21 protein-coding genes are annotated in these 23,034 nt (G+C 69.1%); 16 read left to right on the top strand and 5 right to left on the bottom strand.

Features of this window, described 5'->3' with window-relative positions; translation table 11 throughout:
• Positions 1-81 precede the first annotated feature (81 nt).
• Positions 82-2,313: a RelA/SpoT family protein gene (locus ACSQ2G_RS01740; RefSeq protein ID WP_436027783.1), complete on the top strand. Its 2,232-nt coding sequence runs from the start codon at positions 82-84 to the stop codon at positions 2,311-2,313.
• 201 nt (positions 2,314-2,514) lie between these two features.
• Here the strand turns inward: ACSQ2G_RS01740 and kdsA are convergent, their stop codons facing one another.
• Positions 2,515-3,366, bottom strand: a complete 852-nt coding sequence (gene kdsA / locus ACSQ2G_RS01735) for a 3-deoxy-8-phosphooctulonate synthase (RefSeq protein WP_436027781.1) — start codon at positions 3,364-3,366, stop codon at positions 2,515-2,517.
• A 39-nt stretch (positions 3,367-3,405) separates the two neighbouring features.
• Positions 3,406-3,819, bottom strand: coding sequence for an NUDIX domain-containing protein (locus tag ACSQ2G_RS01730; protein ID WP_436027779.1), 414 nt, complete (start codon positions 3,817-3,819; stop codon positions 3,406-3,408).
• 135 nt (positions 3,820-3,954) lie between these two features.
• Here ACSQ2G_RS01730 and pyrE point away from each other — a divergent pair, with 135 nt between their 5' ends.
• From pyrE to rnc, 6 genes are all read left to right on the top strand, one after another.
• On the top strand, positions 3,955-4,539 hold the full coding sequence (gene pyrE / locus ACSQ2G_RS01725) for an orotate phosphoribosyltransferase (RefSeq protein WP_436027777.1): 585 nt from the start codon (positions 3,955-3,957) through the stop codon (positions 4,537-4,539).
• A gap of 5 nt (positions 4,540-4,544) precedes the next feature.
• Positions 4,545-5,300 (top strand): pyridoxine 5'-phosphate synthase, encoded by a 756-nt coding sequence (locus ACSQ2G_RS01720; RefSeq protein WP_436027775.1) that lies wholly within the window; start codon positions 4,545-4,547, stop codon positions 5,298-5,300.
• Positions 5,297-5,698: a holo-ACP synthase gene (gene acpS, locus ACSQ2G_RS01715; RefSeq protein ID WP_436027773.1), complete on the top strand. Its 402-nt coding sequence runs from the start codon at positions 5,297-5,299 to the stop codon at positions 5,696-5,698. The genes ACSQ2G_RS01720 and acpS overlap by 4 nt, the downstream gene beginning before the upstream one ends.
• A gap of 383 nt (positions 5,699-6,081) precedes the next feature.
• The gene (locus ACSQ2G_RS01710; RefSeq protein ID WP_310087144.1) at positions 6,082-6,222 is read left to right on the top strand and encodes a hypothetical protein; all 141 of its coding nucleotides are present in this window, start codon (positions 6,082-6,084) and stop codon (positions 6,220-6,222) included.
• 169 nt (positions 6,223-6,391) lie between these two features.
• Positions 6,392-7,240 carry a signal peptidase I gene (gene lepB / locus ACSQ2G_RS01705; protein WP_310087141.1) on the top strand — a complete coding sequence of 283 codons (849 nt, stop codon included), beginning with the start codon at positions 6,392-6,394 and terminating at the stop codon, positions 7,238-7,240.
• Between the two features lie 10 nt (positions 7,241-7,250).
• Complete coding sequence (gene rnc / locus ACSQ2G_RS01700; RefSeq protein WP_436027770.1) at positions 7,251-7,952, top strand: ribonuclease III; 702 nt, start codon at positions 7,251-7,253, stop codon at positions 7,950-7,952.
• Between the two features lie 7 nt (positions 7,953-7,959).
• Here the strand turns inward: rnc and ACSQ2G_RS01695 are convergent, their stop codons facing one another.
• A complete protein-coding gene (locus ACSQ2G_RS01695; RefSeq protein WP_436027768.1) occupies positions 7,960-8,250 on the bottom strand; it encodes a hypothetical protein in 291 nt (96 codons plus the stop codon).
• A gap of 88 nt (positions 8,251-8,338) precedes the next feature.
• Here ACSQ2G_RS01695 and era point away from each other — a divergent pair, with 88 nt between their 5' ends.
• The 8 genes from era (at position 8,339) to ACSQ2G_RS01655 (ending at position 19,487) form a co-directional block, all read left to right on the top strand.
• Positions 8,339-9,292: a GTPase Era gene (era, locus tag ACSQ2G_RS01690; RefSeq protein WP_436027766.1), complete on the top strand. Its 954-nt coding sequence runs from the start codon at positions 8,339-8,341 to the stop codon at positions 9,290-9,292.
• Positions 9,293-9,456: 164 nt separating this feature from the next.
• A complete protein-coding gene (locus tag ACSQ2G_RS01685; RefSeq protein ID WP_436027764.1) occupies positions 9,457-10,332 on the top strand; it encodes an arylamine N-acetyltransferase family protein in 876 nt (291 codons plus the stop codon).
• Entirely contained in the window at positions 10,333-11,064 is a 732-nt protein-coding gene (recO, locus tag ACSQ2G_RS01680) for a DNA repair protein RecO (protein ID WP_310087133.1), read from the top strand. It abuts the gene before it with no gap.
• A 169-nt stretch (positions 11,065-11,233) separates the two neighbouring features.
• Entirely contained in the window at positions 11,234-13,510 is a 2,277-nt protein-coding gene (gene parC, locus ACSQ2G_RS01675) for a DNA topoisomerase IV subunit A (protein ID WP_436027763.1), read from the top strand.
• Positions 13,511-13,636: 126 nt separating this feature from the next.
• Positions 13,637-15,001: a serine hydrolase domain-containing protein gene (locus ACSQ2G_RS01670; RefSeq protein WP_436027761.1), complete on the top strand. Its 1,365-nt coding sequence runs from the start codon at positions 13,637-13,639 to the stop codon at positions 14,999-15,001.
• A 130-nt stretch (positions 15,002-15,131) separates the two neighbouring features.
• A complete protein-coding gene (locus ACSQ2G_RS01665) occupies positions 15,132-15,467 on the top strand; it encodes a UrcA family protein (protein ID WP_436027760.1) in 336 nt (111 codons plus the stop codon).
• 1,127 nt (positions 15,468-16,594) lie between these two features.
• On the top strand, positions 16,595-18,304 hold the full coding sequence (gene metG, locus ACSQ2G_RS01660; RefSeq protein WP_436027759.1) for a methionine--tRNA ligase: 1,710 nt from the start codon (positions 16,595-16,597) through the stop codon (positions 18,302-18,304).
• Between the two features lies 1 nt (position 18,305).
• The gene (locus tag ACSQ2G_RS01655; protein ID WP_436027758.1) at positions 18,306-19,487 is read left to right on the top strand and encodes an MFS transporter; all 1,182 of its coding nucleotides are present in this window, start codon (positions 18,306-18,308) and stop codon (positions 19,485-19,487) included.
• A gap of 105 nt (positions 19,488-19,592) precedes the next feature.
• Here the strand turns inward: ACSQ2G_RS01655 and cysN are convergent, their stop codons facing one another.
• Entirely contained in the window at positions 19,593-21,536 is a 1,944-nt protein-coding gene (cysN, locus tag ACSQ2G_RS01650; RefSeq protein WP_436027756.1) for a sulfate adenylyltransferase subunit CysN, read from the bottom strand.
• The gene (gene cysD, locus ACSQ2G_RS01645) at positions 21,537-22,469 is read right to left on the bottom strand and encodes a sulfate adenylyltransferase subunit CysD (protein WP_310081751.1); all 933 of its coding nucleotides are present in this window, start codon (positions 22,467-22,469) and stop codon (positions 21,537-21,539) included.
• A 302-nt stretch (positions 22,470-22,771) separates the two neighbouring features.
• Here cysD and ACSQ2G_RS01640 point away from each other — a divergent pair, with 302 nt between their 5' ends.
• Positions 22,772-22,972: a hypothetical protein gene (locus tag ACSQ2G_RS01640; protein WP_310081750.1), complete on the top strand. Its 201-nt coding sequence runs from the start codon at positions 22,772-22,774 to the stop codon at positions 22,970-22,972.
• The last annotated feature ends 62 nt before the right edge of the window (positions 22,973-23,034 follow it).

The following is a 23,034-nucleotide window of genomic DNA, read 5'->3' as shown; positions in this document are numbered from 1 at the left end:
GCGGCGCCCGCCGCCGCTCCTTCCGAACGCGCGCCCGACGCTCCTCCATCGCCTGGAGGGGAATCGGGCGCGTCTTCGTCCGTGGTTCCGGCCAACGACCCCGCGCCGGCCCCCAAGCCCCGCCAGAAGTTCCTCCGCCAGTACGAGCTGATCGAGCGCGTCCACGCCTACGATCCGACGGCCGACGAGGCCCTGCTGAACCGCGCCTATGTCTACGCCATGCGCATGCACGGCAGCCAGACGCGGGCCAGCGGCGACCCCTACTACGCCCACCCGATCGAGGTGGCCGGCATCCTGACCGAATACCGGCTGGACACCGCCACCATCGTCACGGCCCTGCTGCACGACGTGATCGAGGACACCCCGGTCACCAAGGAAGAGATCGCCAAGCTGTTCGGCGACGAGATCGGCGAACTGGTCGAGGGCGTCACCAAGCTGTCGAAGCTGGAGCTGCAGGCCGAGCACGCCCGCCAGGCCGAGAACCTGCGCAAGTTCATCCTGGCCATCTCCAAGGACGTCCGCGTCCTGCTGGTCAAGCTGGCCGACCGTCTGCACAACATGCGGACGCTGCACTTCATCAAGAGCCAGGCCAAGCGCGAGCGCATCGCCCGCGAGACGCGCGACATCTACGCGCCCCTGGCCCGCAACATCGGCTGCCACCGGATCTGCACCGAGCTGGAGGAACTCAGCTTCGAGCACACCAACCCGGTGGCCCGCAACGCGATCATCCGCCGGCTGGACACCCTGCGCGCCGAGCAGGGCGGGGCCGTGGCCCTGGTCAGCCAGGAGATCGCCGCCCGCCTGGAATCGTCGGGCCTGCCGGCCCGGGTGTTCGGCCGCGAGAAGTCGCCCTATTCGATCTGGCGCAAGCTGCAGCGCAAGTCGATCGGCTTCTCCCAGATGTCCGACATCTACGCCTTCCGGGTGATCGTCGACAGCGAGGAGGACTGCTACCGCGCCCTGGGCGTGGTGCATCGCGCCTGGTCCAGCGTGCCCGACCGCTTCAAGGACTTCATCTCGACCCCCAAGCGCAACAACTACCGCTCGCTGCACACCACGGTGGTGGGGCCGCGCGGCATGCGCATCGAGATGCAGATCCGCACCGAGGCCATGGACCGCGTCAACGAGGAGGGCGTGGCCGCCCACTTCCGCTACAAGGACGCCTCGTACGGCCTGGACCTGGAAGGCATGGAGGCGGCCGGCGGCCGCGATCCGCTGGCCAACCTGCGCCAGCTGGTCCAGGTGCTGGAGCACGGCGGCGACGCCGAGGAGCTGGTCGAGCACGCCAAGCTGGAGATGTTCCTCGACCAGGTGTTCGTGTTCACGCCCAAGGGCAAGCTGGTCAGCCTGCCGCGGGGCGCCATGCCGCTGGACTTCGCCTATGCGGTCCACACCAGCGTCGGCGACACCTGCATCGGGGTGAAGATCAACGGCGAGCTCAAGCCGCTGCGCACCCTGCTCAACAACGGCGACGTGGTCGAGGTGGTGCGGGGCTCCAAGCCCGTGGTGCCGCCGGACTGGCGCTCGCTGACGGTGACCGGCCGCGCAAGATCCGCCATCCGGCGGCATATCCGCCAGACCGAGAAGGAAGAGTTCCTGCGCCTGGGCCGGGCCTCGGTGGAGCAGGTGTTCGAGCGGGCCGGCAAGAAGCTGAAGGAGGTGTCGCTGCGGCCGATCCTCGAACGCTACGCCCTCGACACCGAGGAGGCCCTGTTCGACGCCGTCGGCCGCGGCCGGGTGTCGCCCAGCCAGGTGCTGGAGACGGCCTTCCCGGGCATGAAGGACACCGACGTCGCCGTGGCCACGGCCCGGCGCAAGATCGAGGGCGGCACGGCCGCGCGGCTCTATGTCCGCGGCGGCGGCCTGACGCCGGGCGTGTCGCTACATTTCGCCCACTGTTGCAGCCCGGTGCCGGGCGACCGCATCGTCGGCATCCTGCGCGAGGACGGGCCTGAAACCAAAGAAGGCGGCCTGGACGTCCACACCATCGACTGTCCGAAACTGGCCGAATACGAGGACCGCGAGGATCTCTGGCGCGACCTGAACTGGACGCCCGAGGCCGAGCGCGAGACCGTCTCCCTGGCCCGGCTGCACGCCACCATCGGCAATGCGCCGGGGGTGCTGGGCCAGGTCTGCACGATCATCGGCGAGGCCGGCGGCAACATCGTCAACCTGCGCATGCACCACCGGCAGAGCGATTTCTTCGACGTCGACATCGACGTGGAAGTCCGCGACGCTAAGCACCTGACCAACATCTCGGCGGCCCTGCGGACGTGCCCGACGGTCGAGACGGTGGACCGGACGCGGGGGTAGGGGACGCGGGGGTAGGGGCTGCGGACAGGTTTCCTGGTTGTCATCCCGGAAAGCGCGTAGCGCTTGTCCGGGACCCAGGACAGCCGCAAGGCATCAGCCCAGTCCCCTGGGTCCCGGACAGCCTCTGCGAGGCTTACGGGATGACAACTGAGTTACGGCCTGATCATTAGGGCGTGGCGCCCGTCCCGTGGCTTGCGAACCCTAACCCCGCACCACCCCATGCAACGCCTTCAAGGTCCGCAGCAGGCCGGCCGCGTCGCTCAGCGGCAGGCAGCTGGGGCCGTCGCACAGGGCCTTGTCGGGCTCGGGGTGGAATTCCAGGAACACCCCGTCCGCCCCCGCCGCCACGGCGGCCTTGGCGATGATCGGCACGCCCTCGCGGCGGCCGCCGGTCGAGCCGCCGGCGGTGCGCGGGTCGGCGCCGGGCAGCTGGACGGCGTGGGTGGCGTCGATGGTCACCGGCACGCCCAGGCTCTGCATCTGCGCGATGCCCAGCATGTCGACCACCAGGTTGTTGTAGCCGAACGAGGCGCCGCGCTCGCACAGCACGATCTGCAGGTCCGGGGCGGCTTCGCGGGCCTTGTGGACGATGTTCTTGCAGTCCCACGGAGCGATGAACTGGGCCTTCTTGACGTGCAGCCAGCCGCCAGCCGCCGCCGTGGCGCGGGAGGCGGCGACGATCAGGTCGGTCTGGCGGCACAGGAAGGCGGGGATCTGGACCAGGTCGGCCACGGCGGCCACCGGCTCGGCCTGGTCGACCTCGTGGATGTCGGTGGCGATCGGCACGTCCAGCTTGGCCTTGATCTCGGCCAGCATGGCCAGGCCGTCCTTCAGGCCCGGGCCGCGATAGCTGGTGATCGACGAGCGGTTGGCCTTGTCGAAGCTGGCCTTGAATACGTAGGGCAGGCCCAGCTCGGCGGTGATCGCCTTCAGCTCGCGCCCGACCTCCAGGGCCAGCTCGACGTTCTCCAGCACGTTCAACCCGGCGATCACGGCCAGCGGCTGGCCCGCGCCCATCGAGATGTTCCAGCGCTTGAGGGTGACGACGGACATGGCGGATCTTTCTGGTTGGGTCGGGCGGTTGGCGCGAGCTTATGCCTTAAGCGCGGCGACCGCGTCGAGGGTCGCGGCGGTCAGGGGCGAGGGCAGGGCGTCCAGGGCGAACCAGCCCCAGTCGGCCAGGGCCTGCGGCTCCTGGATCGCCGGCTCGCCCACGCAGCCGTCGGCGCGGTAGGTCACCGCCACCCAATGGCTGTCTTCGGCGATCATGTCAGTGACGCACAGCACCGGGCCGGCGACGACGGCGATCCCCAACTCCTCGAGGATCTCGCGCTCGGCGCAGGCGCGGCCGTTCTCGCCCCAGTCCAGCTTGCCGCCTGGCTGGCCCCAATGGCCGGCCTCCGGCTGGCGGCGGCGCTGGACCAGCAGGATGCGGCCCTGACCGTCGAGGATCGCCGCGCCGCAGCCGACGCGCGGGCGCAAGGGTTCTGATTCCAAGGTGCTCATGGGCTCGCAATAGCATCGCGCCGGCGGTGGGGACACACACTCGCCCAACGGCTCGACGAAGTCCGGCTCCGTCGTTGGAGCGAGTGTGCGTCCCCTGTTTGTAGACTCGCCCCCACCGGCCTATATCCGGCCCTCATGACCAACGACGACGTCCTCGACGAATTCCGCGCCGCCGGCGCTCTGCGCGAAGGCCACTTCGTGCTGTCCTCCGGCCTGCACAGCCCCGTCTTCCTGCAGAAGAACCTGGTGTTCATGCGGCCCGAGCGCTGCGCGCGCCTCTGCAAGGCCCTGGCCGAGAAGATCGTGGCCACGGTGGGCCAGCCCGACGTGGCCGTCTCGCCGGCCGTGGGCGGCATCATCCCCGGCTACGAGACCGCCCGCTGGCTGAACGTCGCCTCGATCTATGTCGAGCGCGAGGGCGGCGGCTTCAAGTTCCGCCGCGGCTTCCACCTGGAGCCGGGCCAGAAGGTCGTGATGGTCGAGGACATCGTCACCACCGGCCTGTCGTCGCGCGAGTGCATCGCCGCGATCCAGGCGGCCGGCGGCGACGTCATCGCCGCGGCCTGCATCGTCGACCGTTCGGGCGGCAAGGTCGATGTCGGCGTGCCGTTGGTGTCGCTGTGCAGCCTGGAGGTCCCGGCCTATCCCGCCGACGCCCTGCCGCCGGAGCTGGCGGCCGTCCCGATCGAGGACCCGGGCAGCCGGCGCCTGAAGGGCTGACCGGCATGCTGCGGCTCGGCGTCAACATCGACCACGTGGCCACCATCCGCAATGCGCGCGGGGCCAGCTATCCGGAGCCGGTAAGGGCCGCCGAACTGGCCCTGGCGGCCGGCGCCGACGGCATCACCGCCCACCTGCGCGAGGATCGCCGCCACATCAGCGACGCCGACATCGTCCTGCTGACCGACCTGTGCCTGAAGCGGGGCAAGCCGCTGAACTTCGAGATGGCGGTCACCGACGAGATGGTCGGCATCGCCCTGCTGGCCCGGCCGCACGCCGCCTGCCTGGTGCCCGAGCGCCGCGAGGAGGTCACCACCGAAGGCGGTCTGGACGTGGTGCGCGGCAAGGTCCGTATCGTCGAGGCTGTCGCCCGCCTGCGGACCGTCGGGGCGCGGGTGTCGCTGTTCATCGAGGCCGACCCCGCCCAGATCCGCGCCTCGGCCGAGGCCGGCGCCCAGGTGGTCGAGCTGCACACCGGCGCCTATTGCGACGCCGCCCGCGAGGGCCACGCCGACCGCGCCGCCGCCATCCTGCAACGGCTGAAGGCCGGGGCGGAACTGGCCGCCAGCCTGGGCCTGGAGGTCCATGCCGGCCACGGCATCGACTACGCCACGGTCAAGCCGATCGCCGCCATCCCCCAGGTCGCCGAGCTGAACATCGGCCACTTTCTCATAGGGGAGGCGATTTTCGTGGGCCTGCCCCAGGCCATGCAGCGCATGCGGGCCCTGATGGACGCCGCCCGGCTGGAGCATGCCGCGTGATCATCGGGATCGGCTCGGACCTGTGCGACATCCGACGGATCGAGAAGTCCCTCGAGCGCTTCGGCGACCGGTTCACCCACAAGGTCTTCACCGAGATCGAGCGCAGGCGGTCCGAGCGCAAGCCCGACCGCGCCTCCAGCTACGCCAAGCGCTTCGCCGCCAAGGAGGCCTGCTCAAAGGCCCTGGGCACCGGCCTGAAACGCGGCGTGCACCTGGCGGGCATGGGCGTGGTCAACCTGCCGTCCGGCAAGCCGACCATGGCCCTGACCGGCGGCGCGGCCGCCCAACTGGCTTCGATGGTCCCCGAGGGCATGACGGCGGTGGTCCACCTGTCGCTGACCGACGACCACCCCTACGCCCAGGCCTTCGTGATCATCGAGGCGGTGCCGGCGACCTGAGCCTAGGTCCTCCCCCTGTGGGGGAGGTGTCGGCGCAGCCGACGGAGGGGGGAGTGATCTCGCGTCAGGCGTATCCCCCCACCGATCGCTGCGCGATCGCCTCCCCCACGGGGGGAGGGCTATCGCATATGGATTTGCTCTGAAAAAATCTGTCATCCCGGACAAGCTCGGCGAAGCCGGGCGCCGATCCGGGACCGCCGCAAGCTCTGAGTTCACGCGTCGGTCCCGGATCTTCGCGCTGCGCGCTCGTCCGGGATGACAACCGCTTTTGGCCATATGCGATAGCCCTGCCCACAGGGGGAGGACCTAGAATCGCGGCCCCTGCCTTGCATCCCGCATCCCCAGACGCCGCCTACGGCGCCGTTCTGGGACGGGGAAAGCACATGGCCATCTGGAGCGATGCCGAGATCAGGGCGGGGCGCGGCCGCCAGCCGAAGCCCTGGCAGGAGCGGCCGCTGGCCTGGCTGGTGGTCGGCTGGGGCTTCTTCGCCCTGGTGCTGCTGGCCATCCTCGCCACATTTTGACCCCGGACTCCGGGATCAAGCTGGACCACGCGCCGGTCGGGCGCGACGTCGGGACGCGCGCGCCATGAAGGCGAGTTAACGGGCGCTGCGCTTGCCCCCGCCGTAAACCCCGTCTAGCTAGGCGCGTCGGGTTCGCCCGCCGTCCATTCCGTCGAGAGCCCCGCAGCGCATGACCGAAGCCGCCGACACCGAAACGCCCGACGACAAGGCCGGGGCGGTCAAGGAGTTCATCGAGATCGTCAAGACGGTCGCCTACGCCCTGGGCATCGCCCTGGTGCTGCGGGTGCTGCTGTTCCAGCCGTTCACGATTCCCTCGGCGTCGATGGAGCCCAACCTCTACCAGGGCGACTACATCATCGTGTCGAAGTACAGCTACGGCTGGTCCAAGCACTCGATCCCGTTCAGCCCGCCGCTGTTCGACGGCCGCATCCTGGGCAAGGCGCCCACCCGCGGCGACATCATCGTCTTCAAGCTGCCGCGCGACCCCAATGTCGACTACATCAAGCGCCTGATCGGCCTGCCCGGCGACAAGGTCCAGGTGCGCGGCGGCGTGGTCTACATCAACGGCAAGCCCTTGCCGCGCAAGGAACTGCCCTCGGCCCTGGTCGACACCGGCTACGGCACGGTCCGGGCCGGCCGCTTCGAGGAGACCAATCCCGAAGGCCGCAAGTACGCCACCCAGGACTACGGCCCCGACAGCGACGCCGACAACACCGGCGTCTATGTGGTGCCGCAGGGCTGCTACTTCTTCATGGGCGACAACCGCGACAACTCGCTGGACAGCCGCTTCGACCCCGGCGTCTCGGCCTTCAAGACCGGTCCCGGCACCTGCAAGTGGGACTACGCCAACGACCAGTACATCGGCATGCAGGAAGGCGTCGGCTTCGTGCCGGCCGAGAACCTGGTGGGCCGCGCTCAGCTGATCCTGCTGTCCTGGAACGCCGACGCCCATCTGTTCAAGCCGTGGACCTGGTTCACCGAGGCCCGGCCGAGCCGCTTCTTCCGCGTCCTGAAATGACGGCCAAGAAATGACAGATAGGCGCGCCGTCGCCGTCGGCGACCTGGAGCGCCGGATCGGCCATACCTTCCAGGATCGCCAGCTGCTGGAACTGGCCCTGACCCACGCCAGCGTGGGCGACGGGGCCAAGAAGGCCGGCGACAACGAGGTGCTGGAGTTCATCGGCGACCGCGTGCTGGGCCTGTTGGCCGCCGAGGCCCTGGCCGAGCGCTTCCCCAAGGCCAAGGAAGGCGAGCTGGCCCCGCGCCTCAACGCCCTGGTCAGCCGCGAGACCTGTGCTCGGGTGGCCCGCGCCGCCGAGCTGGGACCGGCGCTGCGGCTGTCGGCCTCGTCCAGCAAGATCGGCGGCCGCGAGACCGACTCGATCCTGGCCGGCGCCGCCGAGGCGCTGATGGCGGCCCTCTACCGCGACGGCGGACTGGAAACGGCGCGCCGGGTGTTCCTCGACCTGTGGTCCGGCGAGTTCGACAAGGCCGGCCAGGGCAAGCCGCGCGACCCCAAGACCGCCCTGCAGGAATGGGCCCAGGGCCAGGGCAAGCCGCTGCCGACCTACGCCGTCAAGGACCGCAAGGGCCCCGACCACGCGCCGGTGTTCACCGTGCAGGTGATGGTCGCCGGGATCGACCCGGTATATGCCGAGGGCCGCTCGCGCCAGGAGGCCGAGAAGGCCGCGGCCAAGGCGCTGCTGGAGCGGGAGGGGGCGGGGGGATAGGGCCTGCTCAGGCGCTGGATGCGATGGCCTGCTGCAAATCGGCGTCTATCCCGAACCACGATGTGGTTTGTCCAAGCTTCAACTCGACGCCCTGTTCGCGCGCGGCTCCCCGGATCTGTCTGAACCAGGCCTCGTAGGACCATTCTCGCGGCTTTGGGCTGTAAAGGCGCAGGCGCTCAGCGTCCCAGCGCACCTCCATCGCCTCGCGATAGATATACGGGAAGGATGCTGTCGCGGGCTTCACCCACAGCAAGCCCTGCTCATCAATACCGATCGCTTCTATCGTGTCAGTCCGCATACGGCCTCCGAACACAGGATGCCGGCAGCCTCGCACGCTGGCAATCGAGGAGGGCTTTTTCGGCCCATCGGTGCTACACGCACCCGCAATGACTGAAACCGCCCCCCAAAACACCCGCGCCGGCTTCGCCGCCATCATCGGCGCCCCGAACGCCGGCAAGTCCACCCTGGTCAACCGCATGGTCGGGGCCAAGGTCTCGATCGTCACCCAGAAGGTCCAGACCACCCGTTTCCCCGTGCGCGGCGTGGCCATGACCGGCGACACCCAGATCGTGCTGGTCGACACTCCCGGCATCTTCACCCCGCGCCGCCGCCTCGATCGCGCCATGGTCCGCTCGGCCTGGAGCGGGGCCGAGGACAGCGAGGTCGTCGTCCACCTGGTCGACGTCCAGGCCGAACTGGCCGCGCGCGAGCGTCGCGCCACCCCGGGCGAGCACCGCTCGGTGCAGGACGTCCAGACCATCATCGAGGGCCTGAAGGCCGCCAACCGCCAGGTGATCCTGGCGCTCAACAAGATCGACGGCGTCAAGCGCGAGACCTTGCTGGCCGTCGCCCACGACCTCTACGAGACCGGCGTCTATTCGGAAGTCTTCATGATCAGCGCCGGCACCGGCGCGGGGGTCGACGACCTGATGGCCAAGCTGGCCTCGCTGATGCCGGAGGGGCCCTGGCTCTATCCGGAAGACCAGACCGCCGACCTGCCGGCCCGCCTGCTGGCCGCCGAGATCACCCGCGAGAAGATCTACCTGCGCGTCCACGAGGAACTGCCCTACGCGGCTTCGGTCGAGACCACCGCCTTCGAGGAACGCGCCGACGGCAGCGCCCGCATCGAGCAGACCATCTATGTCGAGCGCGACGGCCAGCGGGCCATCGTGCTGGGCAAGGGCGGCGAGGTGATCAAATGGATCGGCAAGTCCTCGCGCGAGGAACTGGAAGACATCCTCGACCGCAAGATTCACCTGTTCCTGCACGTCAAGGTCAAGGAGAACTGGGCCGAGGAGCGCGGCCTGTTCAACGACATGGGCCTGGATTTCGACGTTTAGGACCGCGGAGCCTTCATCCGCAAATCTCCGTTGTCATCCCGGAAGCCTCGCAGGGGCTCTCCGGGATGATAACCTCCTGCGAGCCCAAAACACGCACCGAGATCCCTTGACTTCGCCGCTCGCACCCTGTCCTTGAAACCGGAACAGACAGGGAATATCGCCCCGTGAGCAAGCACGACATCGCGCCCGCCCAGGCGGCCTCGCCCAGCGTCGACCTGGACGCCTATTTCGCTCGCATCGGCTATGACGGCCCGCGCGAGCCGACGCTCGACGTGCTGCGCGCCCTGCACCAGAAGCATCCCGACGCCATCCCTTTCGAGAACCTCGACGTGCTGCTGGGCAAGGCGATCAGCCTGGATCCGGCCGAAGTCGACGCCAAGCTGATCGCGGCCGGGCGAGGGGGCTATTGCTACGAGCAGAACGGCCTGTTCAAGCGGGTGCTGACGGCGCTGGGCTTCGAGGCGACGGGGCTGATGGCGCGGGTGCTGTGGATGGTTCCCGACCACCTGCCGCCGCGCCCGCGCTCGCACATGGTGCTGGCCGTGCGGGTTCCCGGCGACGAGACGGTCTGGCTGGCCGACGTCGGCTTCGGCGGCTGCGTGCTGACGGGCCCCTTGGCGCTGTTCTCCGACGCGGTCCAGGCTACCCCCAACGGCGATTTCCGCATCCTTCCGATCGACGAGCTGGGCGGCGAGCGGCAGGTCCAGGCCAACCTCTCGGGCCGCTGGGCGGCGACCTACCAGGTGGCGCTGGGCGCCTGGGCCGACCAGGACTACGAGCAGGCCAACTTCTACACCTACGCCCATCCCAGCTCGCACTTCACCTTCAGCCTGACGGCCGGCCGCACCACGCCGACCGCCCGCTACGCCCTGAAGAACAACCGCCTGACCCACCGCGACGCCGGGGGCGCCCTGGTCGAGCAGCGCGACCTGACGGCCGACGAGCTGGAGACGGCCCTGCGCGACGTGCTCCGCCTGCCGGTCCAGCCGGCGTGGCGGCCAGTGATCGAGCAGATCGTGGGCTGGGGAACCCAAGCCTAGATGGAGTGGGAAGACGAAGCCTTTGTACTGTCGGCGCGGGTCCACGGCGAGACCGGGGCGATCGTCGAGCTGTTGACCCAGGACCGGGGCAAGTTCGCCGCCCACGTCTCGGGCGCGGCCTCACGGCGGATGAAGCCGTTCCTGCAGGCCGGGGCTAAGGTCATCGCCCGCTATCGCGCCCGGACCGGCGACCAGCTGGGCGCGGCCAGCCTGGAGCCGATGGGCGAGGGGCCTTCGTCGCTGTTCGACGAGCCGCTGGCCCTGTCGGGTCTGTCGGCCGCCGCCGCGGTCGCCGCCGGGGCCCTGCCCGAGCGCGAGGCCCATCCCGGGGCCTTCCACGCCCTGGAGGCCCTGATCGCCGCGCTGGCCATCCCCGCCATCTGGCCCGCCGTCTATGTACGGTTCGAGGCCGGACTGCTGCAGGACCTGGGCTTTGGCCTGGACCTGTCCCGATGCGCCGCCACCGGCGCGCTGGACGACCTGGTCTATGTCAGCCCGCGCACCGGCCGGGCGGTCAGCCGCGCGGCCGGCGCGCCCTACCACGACAAACTGCTGCCCCTGCCGCCGTTCATGCTGTCGGCCCAGGGCGGACTGGTCGACGGCGACGTCAAGGCCGGGCTCGACATCACCGGCCACTTCCTCGAACAGTTCGTGTTCCACCCGCTGAACAAGCCGCTGCCCCCCGCCCGGGTGTGGCTGCTGGACCGGCTGGGCGAGGCGGGGCGGTTGTGAGGACTGAAACCTCCCCCTGTGGGGGAGGCGGCCGAAGGCCGGTGGGGGGAGTGGTCCCGCATCAGCCAACTCCCCCCTCCGTCGGCTGCGCCGACACCTCCCCCACAGGGGGAGGATTTGAGCCCCGGACATCTGCTACTGTGCCTTTCACGCGTAACGAATCTCCCAGATGAACAAACCAGTCCTTCCCCCTGGCGGTCCCGGCGACGGTGATCGCATTCTCGACGAACCGCTGAGCGAGGCGCTGTCCAAGCGCTACCTGGCCTATGCGCTGTCGACGATCGGCTCGCGGGCTCTGCCCGACGTGCGCGACGGCCTCAAGCCCGTGCACCGTCGCGTGCTGCACGCGATGAACAACATGCGCCTCAACCCCGAAGGCGCCGCGCGCAAGTGCGCCAAGGTGGTCGGCGAGGTGATGGGCAACTTCCACCCGCACGGCGACCAGTCGATTTACGACGCCCTGGTCCGCCTGGCCCAGGACTTCGCCCAGCGGGTGCCGCTGGTCGACGGCCAGGGGAATTTCGGCAACATCGACGGCGATAACCCCGCCGCCATGCGCTACACCGAGTGCAAGATGACCGCCGCGGCCATGCTGCTGCTGGACGGCATCGACGAGGACGCGGTCGACTTCAAGCCCTCCTACGACGGGCAGGACGAGGAGCCGGTGGTCCTGCCGTCGGGCTTCCCCAATCTGCTGGCCAACGGCTCATCGGGCATCGCCGTGGGCATGGCCACCTCGATCCCGCCACACAACCCGGCCGAGCTGATCGACGCCTGCCTGCTGCTGCTGGGCAAGCCCGAGGCGACCACGGCCGAGATCTTGGAACGCGTGCCGGGCCCGGACTTCCCGACGGGCGGCGTGATCGTCGAGTCCCGCGAGAGCCTGCTGGAGACCTACGAGACCGGTCGCGGCGGCGTGCGCACCCGCGCCCGATGGGAGAAGGAAGACACCGGCCGCGGCACCTACCAGATCGTGGTCACCGAGATCCCGTACCAGGTCAAGAAGTCCGACCTGGTCGAGCAGCTGGCCGACCTGATCGACAGCAAGAAGGCCGCCCTGCTGGGCGACGTGCGCGACGAAAGCGCCGAGGACATCCGCCTTGTCCTCGAGCCCAAGTCCAAGAACGTCGAGCCCGAAGTGCTGATGGAGAGCCTGTTCAAGCTCTCGGCGCTGGAAAGCCGCTTCCCGGTCAACATCAACGTGCTGGACGCCAAGGGCACCCCGGGGGTGATGGGCATCAAGCAGGCCCTGATCGCCTTCCTGGCCCACCGCCGCGACGTGTTGACCCGCCGGGCCCGCCACCGCCTGGCCAAGATCGAAGCCCGCCTGCACATCCTGGACGGCCTGCTGATCGCCTACCTCAATCTGGACGAGGTGATCCGCATCGTCCGCTACGAGGACGAGCCGAAGCAGAAGCTGATGGCCGCTTTCGCCCTCAGCGACATCCAGGCCGACGCCATCCTCAACACCCGCCTGCGCCAGCTGGCCAAGCTGGAGGAGATGGAGATCCGCCGCGAGCACGCCGAGCTGGTGGAGGAGCGCGACGGCATCCTGGCCATGCTGGCCAGCGACAGGAAGCAGTGGGACCTGGTCGGCACGGGCCTGCGCCAGGTGCGCGCCACCCTGGTCAAGATCAAGCATCCGCACGACAAGCCGCGCCCGACCGGGGTGATCGGCCGCTCGATCTTCGAGGATGCGCCGGTGGTCGACGCCGACGCCGCCCTGGAGGCGATGATCGTGCGCGAGCCGATCACCGTCATCCTGTCGGACCGCGGCTGGATCCGCGCCGCCAAGGGCAAGATCGACGACCCGTCCGAGCTGAAGTTCAAGGAAGGCGACAAGCTGGGCTTCCTGGCCCCGGCCGAGACCACCGACAAGCTCTTGCTGTTCACCAGCGACGGCCGGTTCTTCACCATCAGCTGCGCCAACCTGCCGTCGGCGCGTGGCCATGGCGAGCCCGTGCGGATGATGATCGAGCTCGACGACAAGGTGAAGATCATCGACATGTTCCCGTTCAAGGCCGGGCGCAAACGCTTCCTGGCCTCGAAGCAGGGCTACGGGTTCCTGATGCCGGAGGAAGAGGCCCTGGCCAACCGCAAGGCGGGCAAGCAGGTGCTGACCGTCGACTCCGCCGGCGCCGCCTTCTGCCTGGAGGCGACGGGCGACCAGATCGCGGTGATCGGCGACAACGGCAAGATCCTGATCTTCCCGCTGGAGGAACTGCCGGAAATGCCGCGCGGCAAGGGCGTCAAGCTGCAGTCCTACCGTGAAGGGGGACTGCGCGACGCGATCTCGTTCACCACCGAGGGCGGCGCCTTCTGGATCGACACGGCCGGCCGTCGCCGCGACTGGACCGAGTGGAAGGACTGGATCGGCCGCCGGGCCGGGGCCGGCAAGCTGTCGCCCAAGGGCTTCCCGACGTCCAAGCGGTTCCGGCCCAAGTGATGTCGCCAATCTCTGTCATCCTGGACAGGCGCGCAGCGCGCCGATCCGGTACCGATCCGAAGCGCCGCGCTTCCGTCGGTCCTGGATCTGCGCTTTGCTTCGTCCGGGATGACGGGGGTTGATGTGATGACCGGGATGTTCAGGCGCACCGCCAGCGCCCTGGCCGGCCTGCTGGGGCTGGCGGCGGCTGGTACGGCGGGCGCCGCACCCTTGCCCATGGCCAAGCCCGAAGCCGCCGGGTTCTCGGCCGAGCGGCTGCGCAGGCTGGACGAGACGATGCAGACCCTGGTCGACCAGGGCCAGATCGCCGGCGGCGTCACCGTGCTGGGCCGCCACGGCCGGGTCGTGTCGCTGAAGGCGTTCGGCAAGCGCAGCCTGGAGACCGGCGAGGCCATGCCCGCCGACGCCATCTTCCGCATCCGCTCCGAGACCAAGGCGGTCACCGGGGTGGCGATGCTGATCCTCTACCAGGAGGGCCGGTGGAAGCTGGACGACCCGATCACCGAATACCTGCCGGAGCTGGCCGACCTGCGCGTGGCCTCGGGCGTCGACGCCCAGGGACGGCCGATCCTGACCCCCGTCAGCCGCCCGCCGACCATGCGCGAGCTGATGACCCATACGGCCGGCTTCGCCTACGGCCTGGCCGACGATCCGGCCAGCCTGGCCGACCAGGCCTATTACCGGGCCGGGGTGCTGCAGTCCGACAGCCTGGACCACCTGGTGCGCAAGGTTGCCATGCTGCCGATGTACGCCCAGCCCGGCGTGATGTGGCGCTACAGCGTCGCCGCCGACCTGCAGGGGCTGATCGTCGAGCGCCTGACGGGCCAGACCCTGCCGGTGTTCATGGAGGAGCGGATCTTCCGTCCCCTGAAGATGAAAGACACCGCCTTCTGGGCCCCGGCCGAGAAGCTGCCGCGCCTGGCCGCGCTGTATGACGGCGATCCCACCACCGGCAAGCTGATCCCGGCCAGCGAGGGACCGTGGCGCGACGTCTCCCGGCCGCCGGCCGCGCCGTCCGGGGGCGGGGGGCTGCTGTCCACGGCCGGCGACTTTGCACGCTTCGCCCAGATGATCCTGAACGGCGGCGAGCTGGACGGCGTCCGCGTGCTGCAGCCCGAGAGCGTGGCGCTGATGCGGTCCAACCACCTGCCGCCCAGCTTCCAGGTCACCACCAACGGCACGGCCGGGGTGCTGCGGCCCGACCAGAAGCCATTCCCATTCAGCGCCGGCATGGGCTATGGCCTGGACGTGGCCGTGGCGGTCGATCCCCACCTGTCGGGCGCGCCGGTCGGGCCCGGCACGATCAGCTGGGGCGGCAGCGCCGGCACCTGGTTCTGGATCGACCCGGCCAACGACCTGTTCTTCATCGGCATGATCCAGCGCCTGGGCGGCGTGGGCTCGGGCCTGGACGCCACCACCCGCACGGTGGTCTACCAGGCCCTGGAACGGCCGCCGGTCAAGGAAGCCCGGCTGAACTCTTCGTCGCGTTAAAGGATTACAAGTCCTTCACTTCGTGAATACGGCGTCATGAAGCAGACGTAACGGGTCTTCGTGGAGAAGTTTGGCCAATCTACCTCTCGAAGGCGACGCGGACGGCGTCGCCAGGACAGGGGAGGCCGACATGGGCCATTTCATCGCCAGGCTTTCGACGATCGCGGTGCTGGGCCTGGCGGCCCTGCCCGTGCCGGGCCTGACCCAGGCGGCCCAGGCCGCGCCGGCCAAGCCGCCGGTGCTGGCCACGATCCCGGTCGGCGACCTGGATCTTTCCCGTCCCGACGACGCGCGTCGGTTCAAGGCGCGCATCGAGGCCGCCGGCGAAACGGTCTGCGACGCCCGGGTCCGCGCCGAGCGCCTGGACCGCTGGTCGGCCCGGGCCTGCCGCCTCGACATCCGCGACGAGGTCCAGTCCAAGCTGACGCGCAAGCAGGCCAGGGCTCTGCACGCGATCGGCGGCTGACTTACGGGATCCTCCCTCCGGGGAGGTGGCGGGAGCGTCGGGCGCGCCACATGGCCCGGCCGCTCTATCCCTCGGAACGTTCACGGCGTCGCATGTCCCCACCCCCAAGGGGAGACGCCACGGGGCTCCCGCCGAGTTGTCGATGAGCTTAGGGGCGCCGAGGATTCCGCTCGCCGCGGCCGGGGACGCGCACTCACGGCAACACACCGGCCGGGTTGCAGGGCGCTGGTCGTGAGTGCGTGTCCCCAAACGGACCCGCTGAGTTTGGTGCTGAAGTGCGATGACGCCGTGGGTGGCGTTGGGGACATGCACTCACCCTGAAGCCGTGGATCGATCGGCGAGGCCTTGCCGTGAGAGCACGTCCCCGGCTTGCGCTCGGCGTTCAGCGAACAAACTCCCGCGATTTCAACGCCCTGAACTTTCTCGACCCGAGTTGATCCTCCCCCTTCCAGACCGCCCGTATCCTGACCTCACCTCGACGCATGGAAAGGGCGCATGGCCAGCGACCGATGCGGCGGCGGGGGGCGATCGAGCGGGAAGCTCCGTCGGCGGTCCCTTGGGACCAAACCTCGCGTCTCCAGGGCCGGCCGGGCATGGAACACTAAAACGGCGTGGCGCGAGGGCTGGCGGAGCAACAGGCGGGCGGTGATGCGCCCGCGGTCCGGGACCGGGGTTCGTTGACCTGGCCCGCCCGTCGGAGGCTTCAAGGCGGCGAGGCCCCAACAGGGCTCAGCGCCGCGGGCTTCCGGATAACGACCGCGCGGAGCGTTCGGGCTTCGTCGAAAACGGTTACTACTCAAACACTCCGGACGATGTCCGGCGCTCCGCGTCCCTTTCCATACGCTCAGCGGTGATCCGCGTGAGGCGGCGAAGCCGTGCATCCAAGATCCTCCCCCTGTGGGGGAGGTGTCGGCGCAGCCGACGGAGGGGGGAGTGATCGGCAGATGACCGCAACCTGGATCTTCGACCCCAAAACGCCCCCCACCGATCGCTGCGCGATCGCCTCCCCCACGGGGGGAGGATCTGGATGAGTCGGTTCGCAGGGGGCAAGGGAGCGCCGCACCACGCTTTCGTTTCCGCCCCGGGCCTTCTATATCCAACCGCTCCTCGACTCCCCCGGAAGACCCATGGCCCGCATCCTGATCACCTCCGCCCTGCCGTACATCAACGGCATCAAGCACCTGGGCAATCTGGCGGGATCGATGCTGCCGGCCGACGTCTACGCCCGCTTCCAGCGGGCCCGGGGACACGACACGCTCTATATCTGCGCCACCGACGAGCACGGCACCCCGGCCGAGCTGGCCGCCGCCGCCGCCGGCCAGGACGTGGCCAGCTACTGCGCCGAGCAGCACGTGCTGCAGCACGATGTCGGCCGGGCCTTCGGTCTGTCCTGGGACCATTTCGGCCGCTCGTCCTCGCCGCAGAACCACCGCCTGACCCAGCACTTCTGCGAGGTGCTGGAAGACCGCGGCCTGATCGAGGAACGCGTCGACCAGATGGTCTATTCCATCGACGACGGCCGCTTCCTGCCCGACCGCTACATCGAGGGCACCTGCCCGCACTGCGGCTTCGACAAGGCGCGCGGCGACCAGTGCGACAACTGCGGCAACCTGCTGGATCCCACCGACCTGAAGAACCCCTATTCGGTGATCTCCGGCTCGCGGAACCTGGAGGTGCGCGACACCCGCCACCTTTACCTGCTGCAGACCAAGATGGCCGACCGCATCCGGGCCTGGATCGACGGCCATCCCGACTGGCAGTTGCTGGCCAAGTCGATCGCCTACAAGCATCTGGACGAGGGCCTGATCGACCGCGGCATCACCCGCGACCTTTCCTGGGGCATCCCGGTGACCAAGGGCGAGTTCCCGCGCCCGGGCTTTGAGGACAAGGTCTTCTACGTCTGGTTTGACGCGCCGATCGAATATATCGCCGCCACCCAGGAATGGGCCGAGGCGGGGCCGGACCGCGACTGGAAGTCGTGGTGGCGCACCGACGAAGGCGCGGACGACGTCCGCTACGTCCAGTTCATGGGCAAGGACAACGTCGCCTTCCACACCGTCAGCTTCCCGGCCACCATCCTCGGCTCGGAAGAGCCGTGGAAGAGCGTCGACATGCTCAAGGCCTTCAATTGGCTGAACTGGTACGGCGGCAAGTTCTCGACCAGCAACCGGCGCGGCGTGTTCATGGACGCGGCCCTGGAGATCCTGCCGCCCGACCTGTGGCGCTGGTACCTGACCTCCAATTCGCCGGAGAGCAGCGACACCGCCTTCACCTGGGAGCAGTTCGCCAGCGCCGTGAACCGCGACCTGGCCGACGTACTGGGCAATTTCGTCAACCGCATCCTGAAGTTCACGGAGAGCAAGTTCGACGGCGTGATCCCCGACGGCGGCGCGCCCGGTCCGCTGGAGGAGAAGCTCTACGCCGACGTTTCAGCGCGTCTCGCCGATCTCGCCGAGCAGATGGACGCCATCGAGGTGCGCAAGAGCGCCCAGGCCCTGCGCGCCCTGTGGGTGGTCGGCAACGAGTACCTGCAGGAAGCCGCCCCGTGGACGGCGATCAAGACCGACCGCGACCGCGCCGCCGTGATCGTCCGCACCGCCCTGAACCTGGCGGCGCTCTATGCTCGCGTCTCCGCCCCGTTCATCCCGTTCGCCGCCGAGAAGATTGGCGAGGCCTTCCAGCTGGCCTGGCCGCCGGCCTGGCCGACCACGGACGCCGCCGCCGAGCTGTCGAGCCTGCCGGTCGGCCTGCCGGTCCGCGCGCCGGAGGTGCTGTTCAAGAAGATCGAGGACGAGCAGATCGCCGAATGGACCGCGCGGTTCGGCGGGGCGGAGTAGGGTGACGCGCCCGGCCGGGGCAGGGCGCTTTTCCGCCCAAGCCCGCCTGGGCCTGTTCTACGTCGTCTCCTATCTCGGCACCGGCGTCAGCCTGCCGTACATCGCCACCTATTTCCGCTCGCGCGGCCTGACCGGGGCCGAGATCGGCGCCGTCCTGGCCGTGCCTCTGCTGGCCAGGCCGTTCCTGGGGCCGGGGCTGGCGGTGTGGGCCGACGGCTTCACCCTGCGGCGCACGCCCCTGGCGCTGCTGGCCCTAGGGGCGGCGGCCGGCTACCTGGCCATGACGTTCGCCTCGGGCTTCTGGGGCCTGCTGGCCTGCTGGCTGGTCGGCATGACCTGCCTGACCACCCTGACGCCGCTGATCGACGTGATCACCCTGCGGCGCTCGCGGCTGGACGGCTTCAACTACGGCGTGCCGCGCGGCGCGGGCTCGGCGGCCTTCATCGTCGCCAACCTGGCCATGGGGGCGATCCTGGCGGTCATGGCGCCCGGCGTCATCGCCGCCTGGATCACCGCGGCGGCGGTCGGCGTGGCCCTGGTGTCGGTGCTGGTCCTGCCGCCCGACCGCGTCCTCGACGTGGGCGTCGCCAAGCTCGGCCGGGCCGAGCGCTGGAAGGGCCTGGGCGGCCTGCTGCGCGACCGGACCTTCGTGCTGGCCGTGATCACCGCCGGCCTGATCCAGGGGGCGCACGCCTTCTACTACGGCTTCTCGGCCCTGCTCTGGCGGCAGCAGGGGATTTCGGCCCCGATGATCGGCGTGCTGTGGGGCGTCGGGGTGGCGGTCGAGGTCGGCTTCATGTGGTTCGCCGAGCCGTGGCGGCGCAAGATGGGACCGGAGAAGCTGCTGGTGCTGGGCGGCGGCGCGGCCCTGCTGCGCTGGACCGCCTACGCCTTCGCCCCGCCGCTGTGGCTGCTGTTCCCGCTGCAGGCCCTGCACGCCCTGACCTTCGCCGCCAGCTTCATGGCCTCGCTGCGGCTGATCGAGCGCCTGGCCCCGCCGCAAAGCGCCTCGGCCGCCCAGGCGATCAACTCGGCCCTGTCGGCCGGCTTCATGCTGGGCGTCGGCACCCTGGCCTCGGGTCCGCTGTTCGACGCCTTCGGAACCCGGGGCTACCTGGCCATGGCGGCGATGGGCGGGCTGGGCCTGATCGGGGCGACCCAGCTTCTAAAGCGAACGCGCTGAATGGCCGTCCTCGTCCTTCGACAGGCTCAGGATGAGGACGAATTCAACGCGGGCGCAGAAGAAATCCTCATCCTGAACTTGTCGAAGGACGAGGATTTCGCCGCGTCAGATCTCGTAGTCGATCTCGCCTTCCAGCCAGGCGACGATGCGCTCGGCGGCGGCCACGGGGTCCATCTTGGTGGTGTCGATCACCAACTCGGCAGCTTCGGGGGCCTCATAGGGGCTGTCGATGCCGGTGAAGTTCTTCAGCTGGCCGGCGCGGGCCTTCTTGTAGAGGCCCTTGACGTCGCGCTGTTCGGCCACGGCCAGGGGGGTGTCGACGAAGACCTCGACGAACTCGCCGTCGTCGAGGATCTCGCGGGCCAAGCGGCGCTCGGCGCGGAAGGGGGAGATGAAGGCGGTCAGCACGATCAGGCCGGCATCGACCATCAGCTTGGCGACCTCGGCGACCCGGCGGATGTTCTCGACCCGGTCCTCCTCGGTGAAGCCCAGGTTGCGGTTGAGGCCGTGGCGGACATTGTCGCCGTCCAGCAGATAGGTGTGGCGGCCAAGCGCGTGCAGGCGCTTTTCCACCAGGTTGGCGATGGTCGACTTGCCCGCCCCCGACAGGCCCGTCAGCCAGACCACCCGGCCGCGCTGGCCCTTGAGGGCGGCCCGCGAGGCCTTGCCCACGTCGGTGTGCTGCCAGTGGATGTTGTCGGCCCGGCGCAGGGCGAAGTTGATCAGCCCCGCCCCGACGGTGCGGTTGCTGATCCGGTCGATCAGGATGAACCCGCCCAGGTCGCGGTTTTTGGCATAGGGCTCGAACGGGATGGCCTGGTCCAGCGACAGGTTGACCAGGCCGATCTCGTTGAGCTCCAGCTTCTTGGCGGCCAGGTGCTCCAGGGTGTTGACGTTCACCCGGTGCTTGATCTCCGTGACGCTGGCCCCGACCATCCGCGTGCCGATCTTCAGCAGGTAGGCGCGGCCGGGCGGCAGGGGCTCGTCGTCCATCCACACCACGGTGGCCTCGAACTGGCCGGCCACGGCGACCGGGTCGTTGGCGGCCACCAGGATGTCGCCGCGGCTGACGTCGATCTCGTCGGCCAGGGTGATCGTCACCGATTGGCCGGCGAAGGCCTCGTCCAGATCGTCGGGCTTGGTGACGATGCGGGCCACGGTGCTTTCGCGACCCGAGGGCAGGGACTTGACCCGGTCGCCGGGCTTGACGGTCCCCGCGGCGATCTGGCCCGAGAAGCCGCGGAAGTCGAGGTTGGGGCGGTTGACCCACTGCACGGGCATGCGGAACGACTGGCTTCGCAGGTCGTCCTCGACCTGGACGCCCTCCAGCCAGTCCATCAGGATCGGCCCTTGATACCATGGCGAGTCCTCGCCGCGGCTGGCCATGTTGGCCCCGGTCAGGCCCGAGATCGGGATCGGGGTGAACACCTCCAGGCCGATCTGGGCGGCAAAGGCGCGATAGTCGGCGACGATGGCCTCGAAGGTCGCCTGGTCCCAGCCGACCAGGTCCATCTTGTTGACCGCCAGCACCACGTGGCGGATGCCCAGAAGCTTGACCAGGTAGGAGTGGCGGCGGGTCTGGGTAAGCACGCCCTTGCGCGCGTCGATCAGGATCACCGCCGCGTCGGCGGTCGAGGCGCCGGTGACCATGTTGCGGGTGTACTGCTCGTGGCCGGGGGTGTCGGCGACGATGAACTTGCGCTTGTCGGTGGCGAAGAAGCGATAGGCCACGTCGATGGTGATGCCCTGCTCGCGCTCGGCGGCCAGGCCGTCGACCAGCAGGGCGAAGTCGATCGCCCCGCCTTGCGTGCCCACCCGCCGGCTGTCGGCTTCGAGGGCGGCCATCTGGTCCTCGAAGATCATCTTGCTGTCGTAGAGCAGCCGGCCGATCAGGGTCGACTTGCCGTCGTCCACCGACCCGCAGGTGATGAAGCGCAGCAGCGACTTGTGCTGGTGGGCGAGCAGATAGGCGTCGATATCGTCGGCGATCAGGTCGGAGGGCTTGTAGACCGTGGCCTTGTCGGCCGTGACGGGGGCGGCGGCGGTCATCTAGAAATAGCCCTCCTGCTTCTTCTTCTCCATCGAGGCGGACTGGTCATGGTCGATGACCCGGCCCTGGCGCTCGCTGGTGGTGGTCAGCAGCATCTCCTGGATCACTTCGGGCAGGGTGGCCGCGGTGCTCTCCACCGCCCCGGTCAGCGGGTAGCAGCCGAGGGTGCGGAACCGCACGCTGCGCATCTGCGGGACCTCGCCGGGCCGCAGGCGGAAGCGGTCGTCGTCGACCATGATCAACGACCCGTCGCGCTCGACCACCGGCCGCTCGGCGGCGAAGTACAGCGGCACGATCGGGATGTTCTCCAGGTGGATGTATTGCCAGACGTCCAGCTCGGTCCAGTTGGAAATCGGGAACACCCGCAGGCTCTCGCCCGGGTGCTTGCGGGTGTTGTAGAGCTTCCACAGCTCGGGCCGCTGGTCCTTGGGGTCCCAGCGCTGCTCGGTGGTGCGGAAGCTGAACACCCGCTCCTTGGCCCGGCTCTTCTCCTCGTCTCGCCGCGCCCCACCGAACGCGGCGTCGAAACCGTACTTGGCCAAGGCCTGCTTGAGGCCCTCGGTCTTCCACAGATCGGTGTGCAGGGCGCTGCCGTGGTCGAACGGGTTGATGCCCCGCGCCTCGGCGTCGGGGTTCTTGTGGACCAGAAGGTCGAAGCCCAGCTGCGCGGCGATGGTGTCGCGCAGCTCGTACATGGCCCGGAACTTCCAGGTGGTGTCGACATGCAGCAGCGGGAACGGCGGCTTGGACGGATAGAACGCCTTGGCCGCGAGATGCAGCATCACCGCGCTGTCCTTGCCGATCGAGTACAGCATGACCGGGTTCTCGCACTCGGCCGCCACCTCCCGCAGAATGTGGATGCTCTCGGCTTCCAGACGCTGCAGGTGCGTCAGCCTCGCGGGGCTGAGCTTGGCCGAAGTCGGCCCGGTCATGGACAAATCCGCAAAGGCGTCGTGCGACAGCGAAGCGACTTGGGTAGGGAGCAAAGCGCGTATCCGCAAATGGAAAGCTCCGCCGGCGCACGAAAGGCGCGACGACGGGGCGGTGATCCTGAGCGTGGACCTAGGTCTCGCGGGGGCCAGGGGCAAGGCGGGGAAATCTGCAGGCGCTGTGAGCTTCGATGGACCTCCCGGGCGGCGCGGCGTGGCGAGCGGCGCCGTTTCATGACCAAAAGTTCATTCGCGCGACGCGGCGAAGCATTGCATAACGCCGCTATCGGAAAATGGGCTTCCCGATGTCATCCCTGGCCGAATTCCTCGCCGCGATCATGCTCTGGCTTTCGTCGATGGCCCTTTGCCAGTTCGGCATGGCCGTCGAGCATCGGGCCAAGTCCCCGCCCAAGGCCGAGCGGGTCATCGCCCGCACCCCCCGTCAACAGGCCGTGCAGGCCGTCGAGCGCTGTCCCCGTCTGCATACGGCCGAGATCAGCGCCTAGGCTCTCCATTCGCCAACCCCTGTCCAGGATGGGAAATCCGGCGGAACCCGCTATGCGCGCCG

Origin of the sequence: Caulobacter sp. LjRoot300, from assembly GCF_964253875.1 — a bacterium.
In the GTDB taxonomy this organism is placed as follows: Bacteria; Pseudomonadota; Alphaproteobacteria; order Caulobacterales; family Caulobacteraceae; genus Caulobacter.
Note: the sequence above shows the minus strand (reverse complement) of the source record. Positions and strands in the feature narration are given on the sequence as shown.

What these genes read in the sequence shown, in the direction of transcription:
- kdsA (WP_436027781.1), bottom strand. Translation starts at nt 3,366, where the DNA reads ATGTCCGTCGTCACCCTCAAGCGCTGGAACATCTCGATGGGCGCGGGC.
- ACSQ2G_RS01730 (WP_436027779.1), bottom strand. Translation starts at nt 3,819, where the DNA reads ATGAGCACCTTGGAATCAGAACCCTTGCGCCCGCGCGTCGGCTGCGGC.
- pyrE (WP_436027777.1), top strand. Translation starts at nt 3,955, where the DNA reads ATGACCAACGACGACGTCCTCGACGAATTCCGCGCCGCCGGCGCTCTG.
- ACSQ2G_RS01720 (WP_436027775.1), top strand. Translation starts at nt 4,545, where the DNA reads ATGCTGCGGCTCGGCGTCAACATCGACCACGTGGCCACCATCCGCAAT.
- ACSQ2G_RS01710 (WP_310087144.1), top strand. Translation starts at nt 6,082, where the DNA reads ATGGCCATCTGGAGCGATGCCGAGATCAGGGCGGGGCGCGGCCGCCAG.
- lepB (WP_310087141.1), top strand. Translation starts at nt 6,392, where the DNA reads ATGACCGAAGCCGCCGACACCGAAACGCCCGACGACAAGGCCGGGGCG.
- rnc (WP_436027770.1), top strand. Translation starts at nt 7,251, where the DNA reads ATGACAGATAGGCGCGCCGTCGCCGTCGGCGACCTGGAGCGCCGGATC.
- ACSQ2G_RS01695 (WP_436027768.1), bottom strand. Translation starts at nt 8,250, where the DNA reads ATGCGGACTGACACGATAGAAGCGATCGGTATTGATGAGCAGGGCTTG.
- era (WP_436027766.1), top strand. Translation starts at nt 8,339, where the DNA reads ATGACTGAAACCGCCCCCCAAAACACCCGCGCCGGCTTCGCCGCCATC.
- recO (WP_310087133.1), top strand. Translation starts at nt 10,333, where the DNA reads ATGGAGTGGGAAGACGAAGCCTTTGTACTGTCGGCGCGGGTCCACGGC.
- parC (WP_436027763.1), top strand. Translation starts at nt 11,234, where the DNA reads ATGAACAAACCAGTCCTTCCCCCTGGCGGTCCCGGCGACGGTGATCGC.
- ACSQ2G_RS01670 (WP_436027761.1), top strand. Translation starts at nt 13,637, where the DNA reads ATGACCGGGATGTTCAGGCGCACCGCCAGCGCCCTGGCCGGCCTGCTG.
- ACSQ2G_RS01665 (WP_436027760.1), top strand. Translation starts at nt 15,132, where the DNA reads ATGGGCCATTTCATCGCCAGGCTTTCGACGATCGCGGTGCTGGGCCTG.
- metG (WP_436027759.1), top strand. Translation starts at nt 16,595, where the DNA reads ATGGCCCGCATCCTGATCACCTCCGCCCTGCCGTACATCAACGGCATC.
- cysN (WP_436027756.1), bottom strand. Translation starts at nt 21,536, where the DNA reads ATGACCGCCGCCGCCCCCGTCACGGCCGACAAGGCCACGGTCTACAAG.
- cysD (WP_310081751.1), bottom strand. Translation starts at nt 22,469, where the DNA reads ATGACCGGGCCGACTTCGGCCAAGCTCAGCCCCGCGAGGCTGACGCAC.
- ACSQ2G_RS01640 (WP_310081750.1), top strand. Translation starts at nt 22,772, where the DNA reads ATGTCATCCCTGGCCGAATTCCTCGCCGCGATCATGCTCTGGCTTTCG.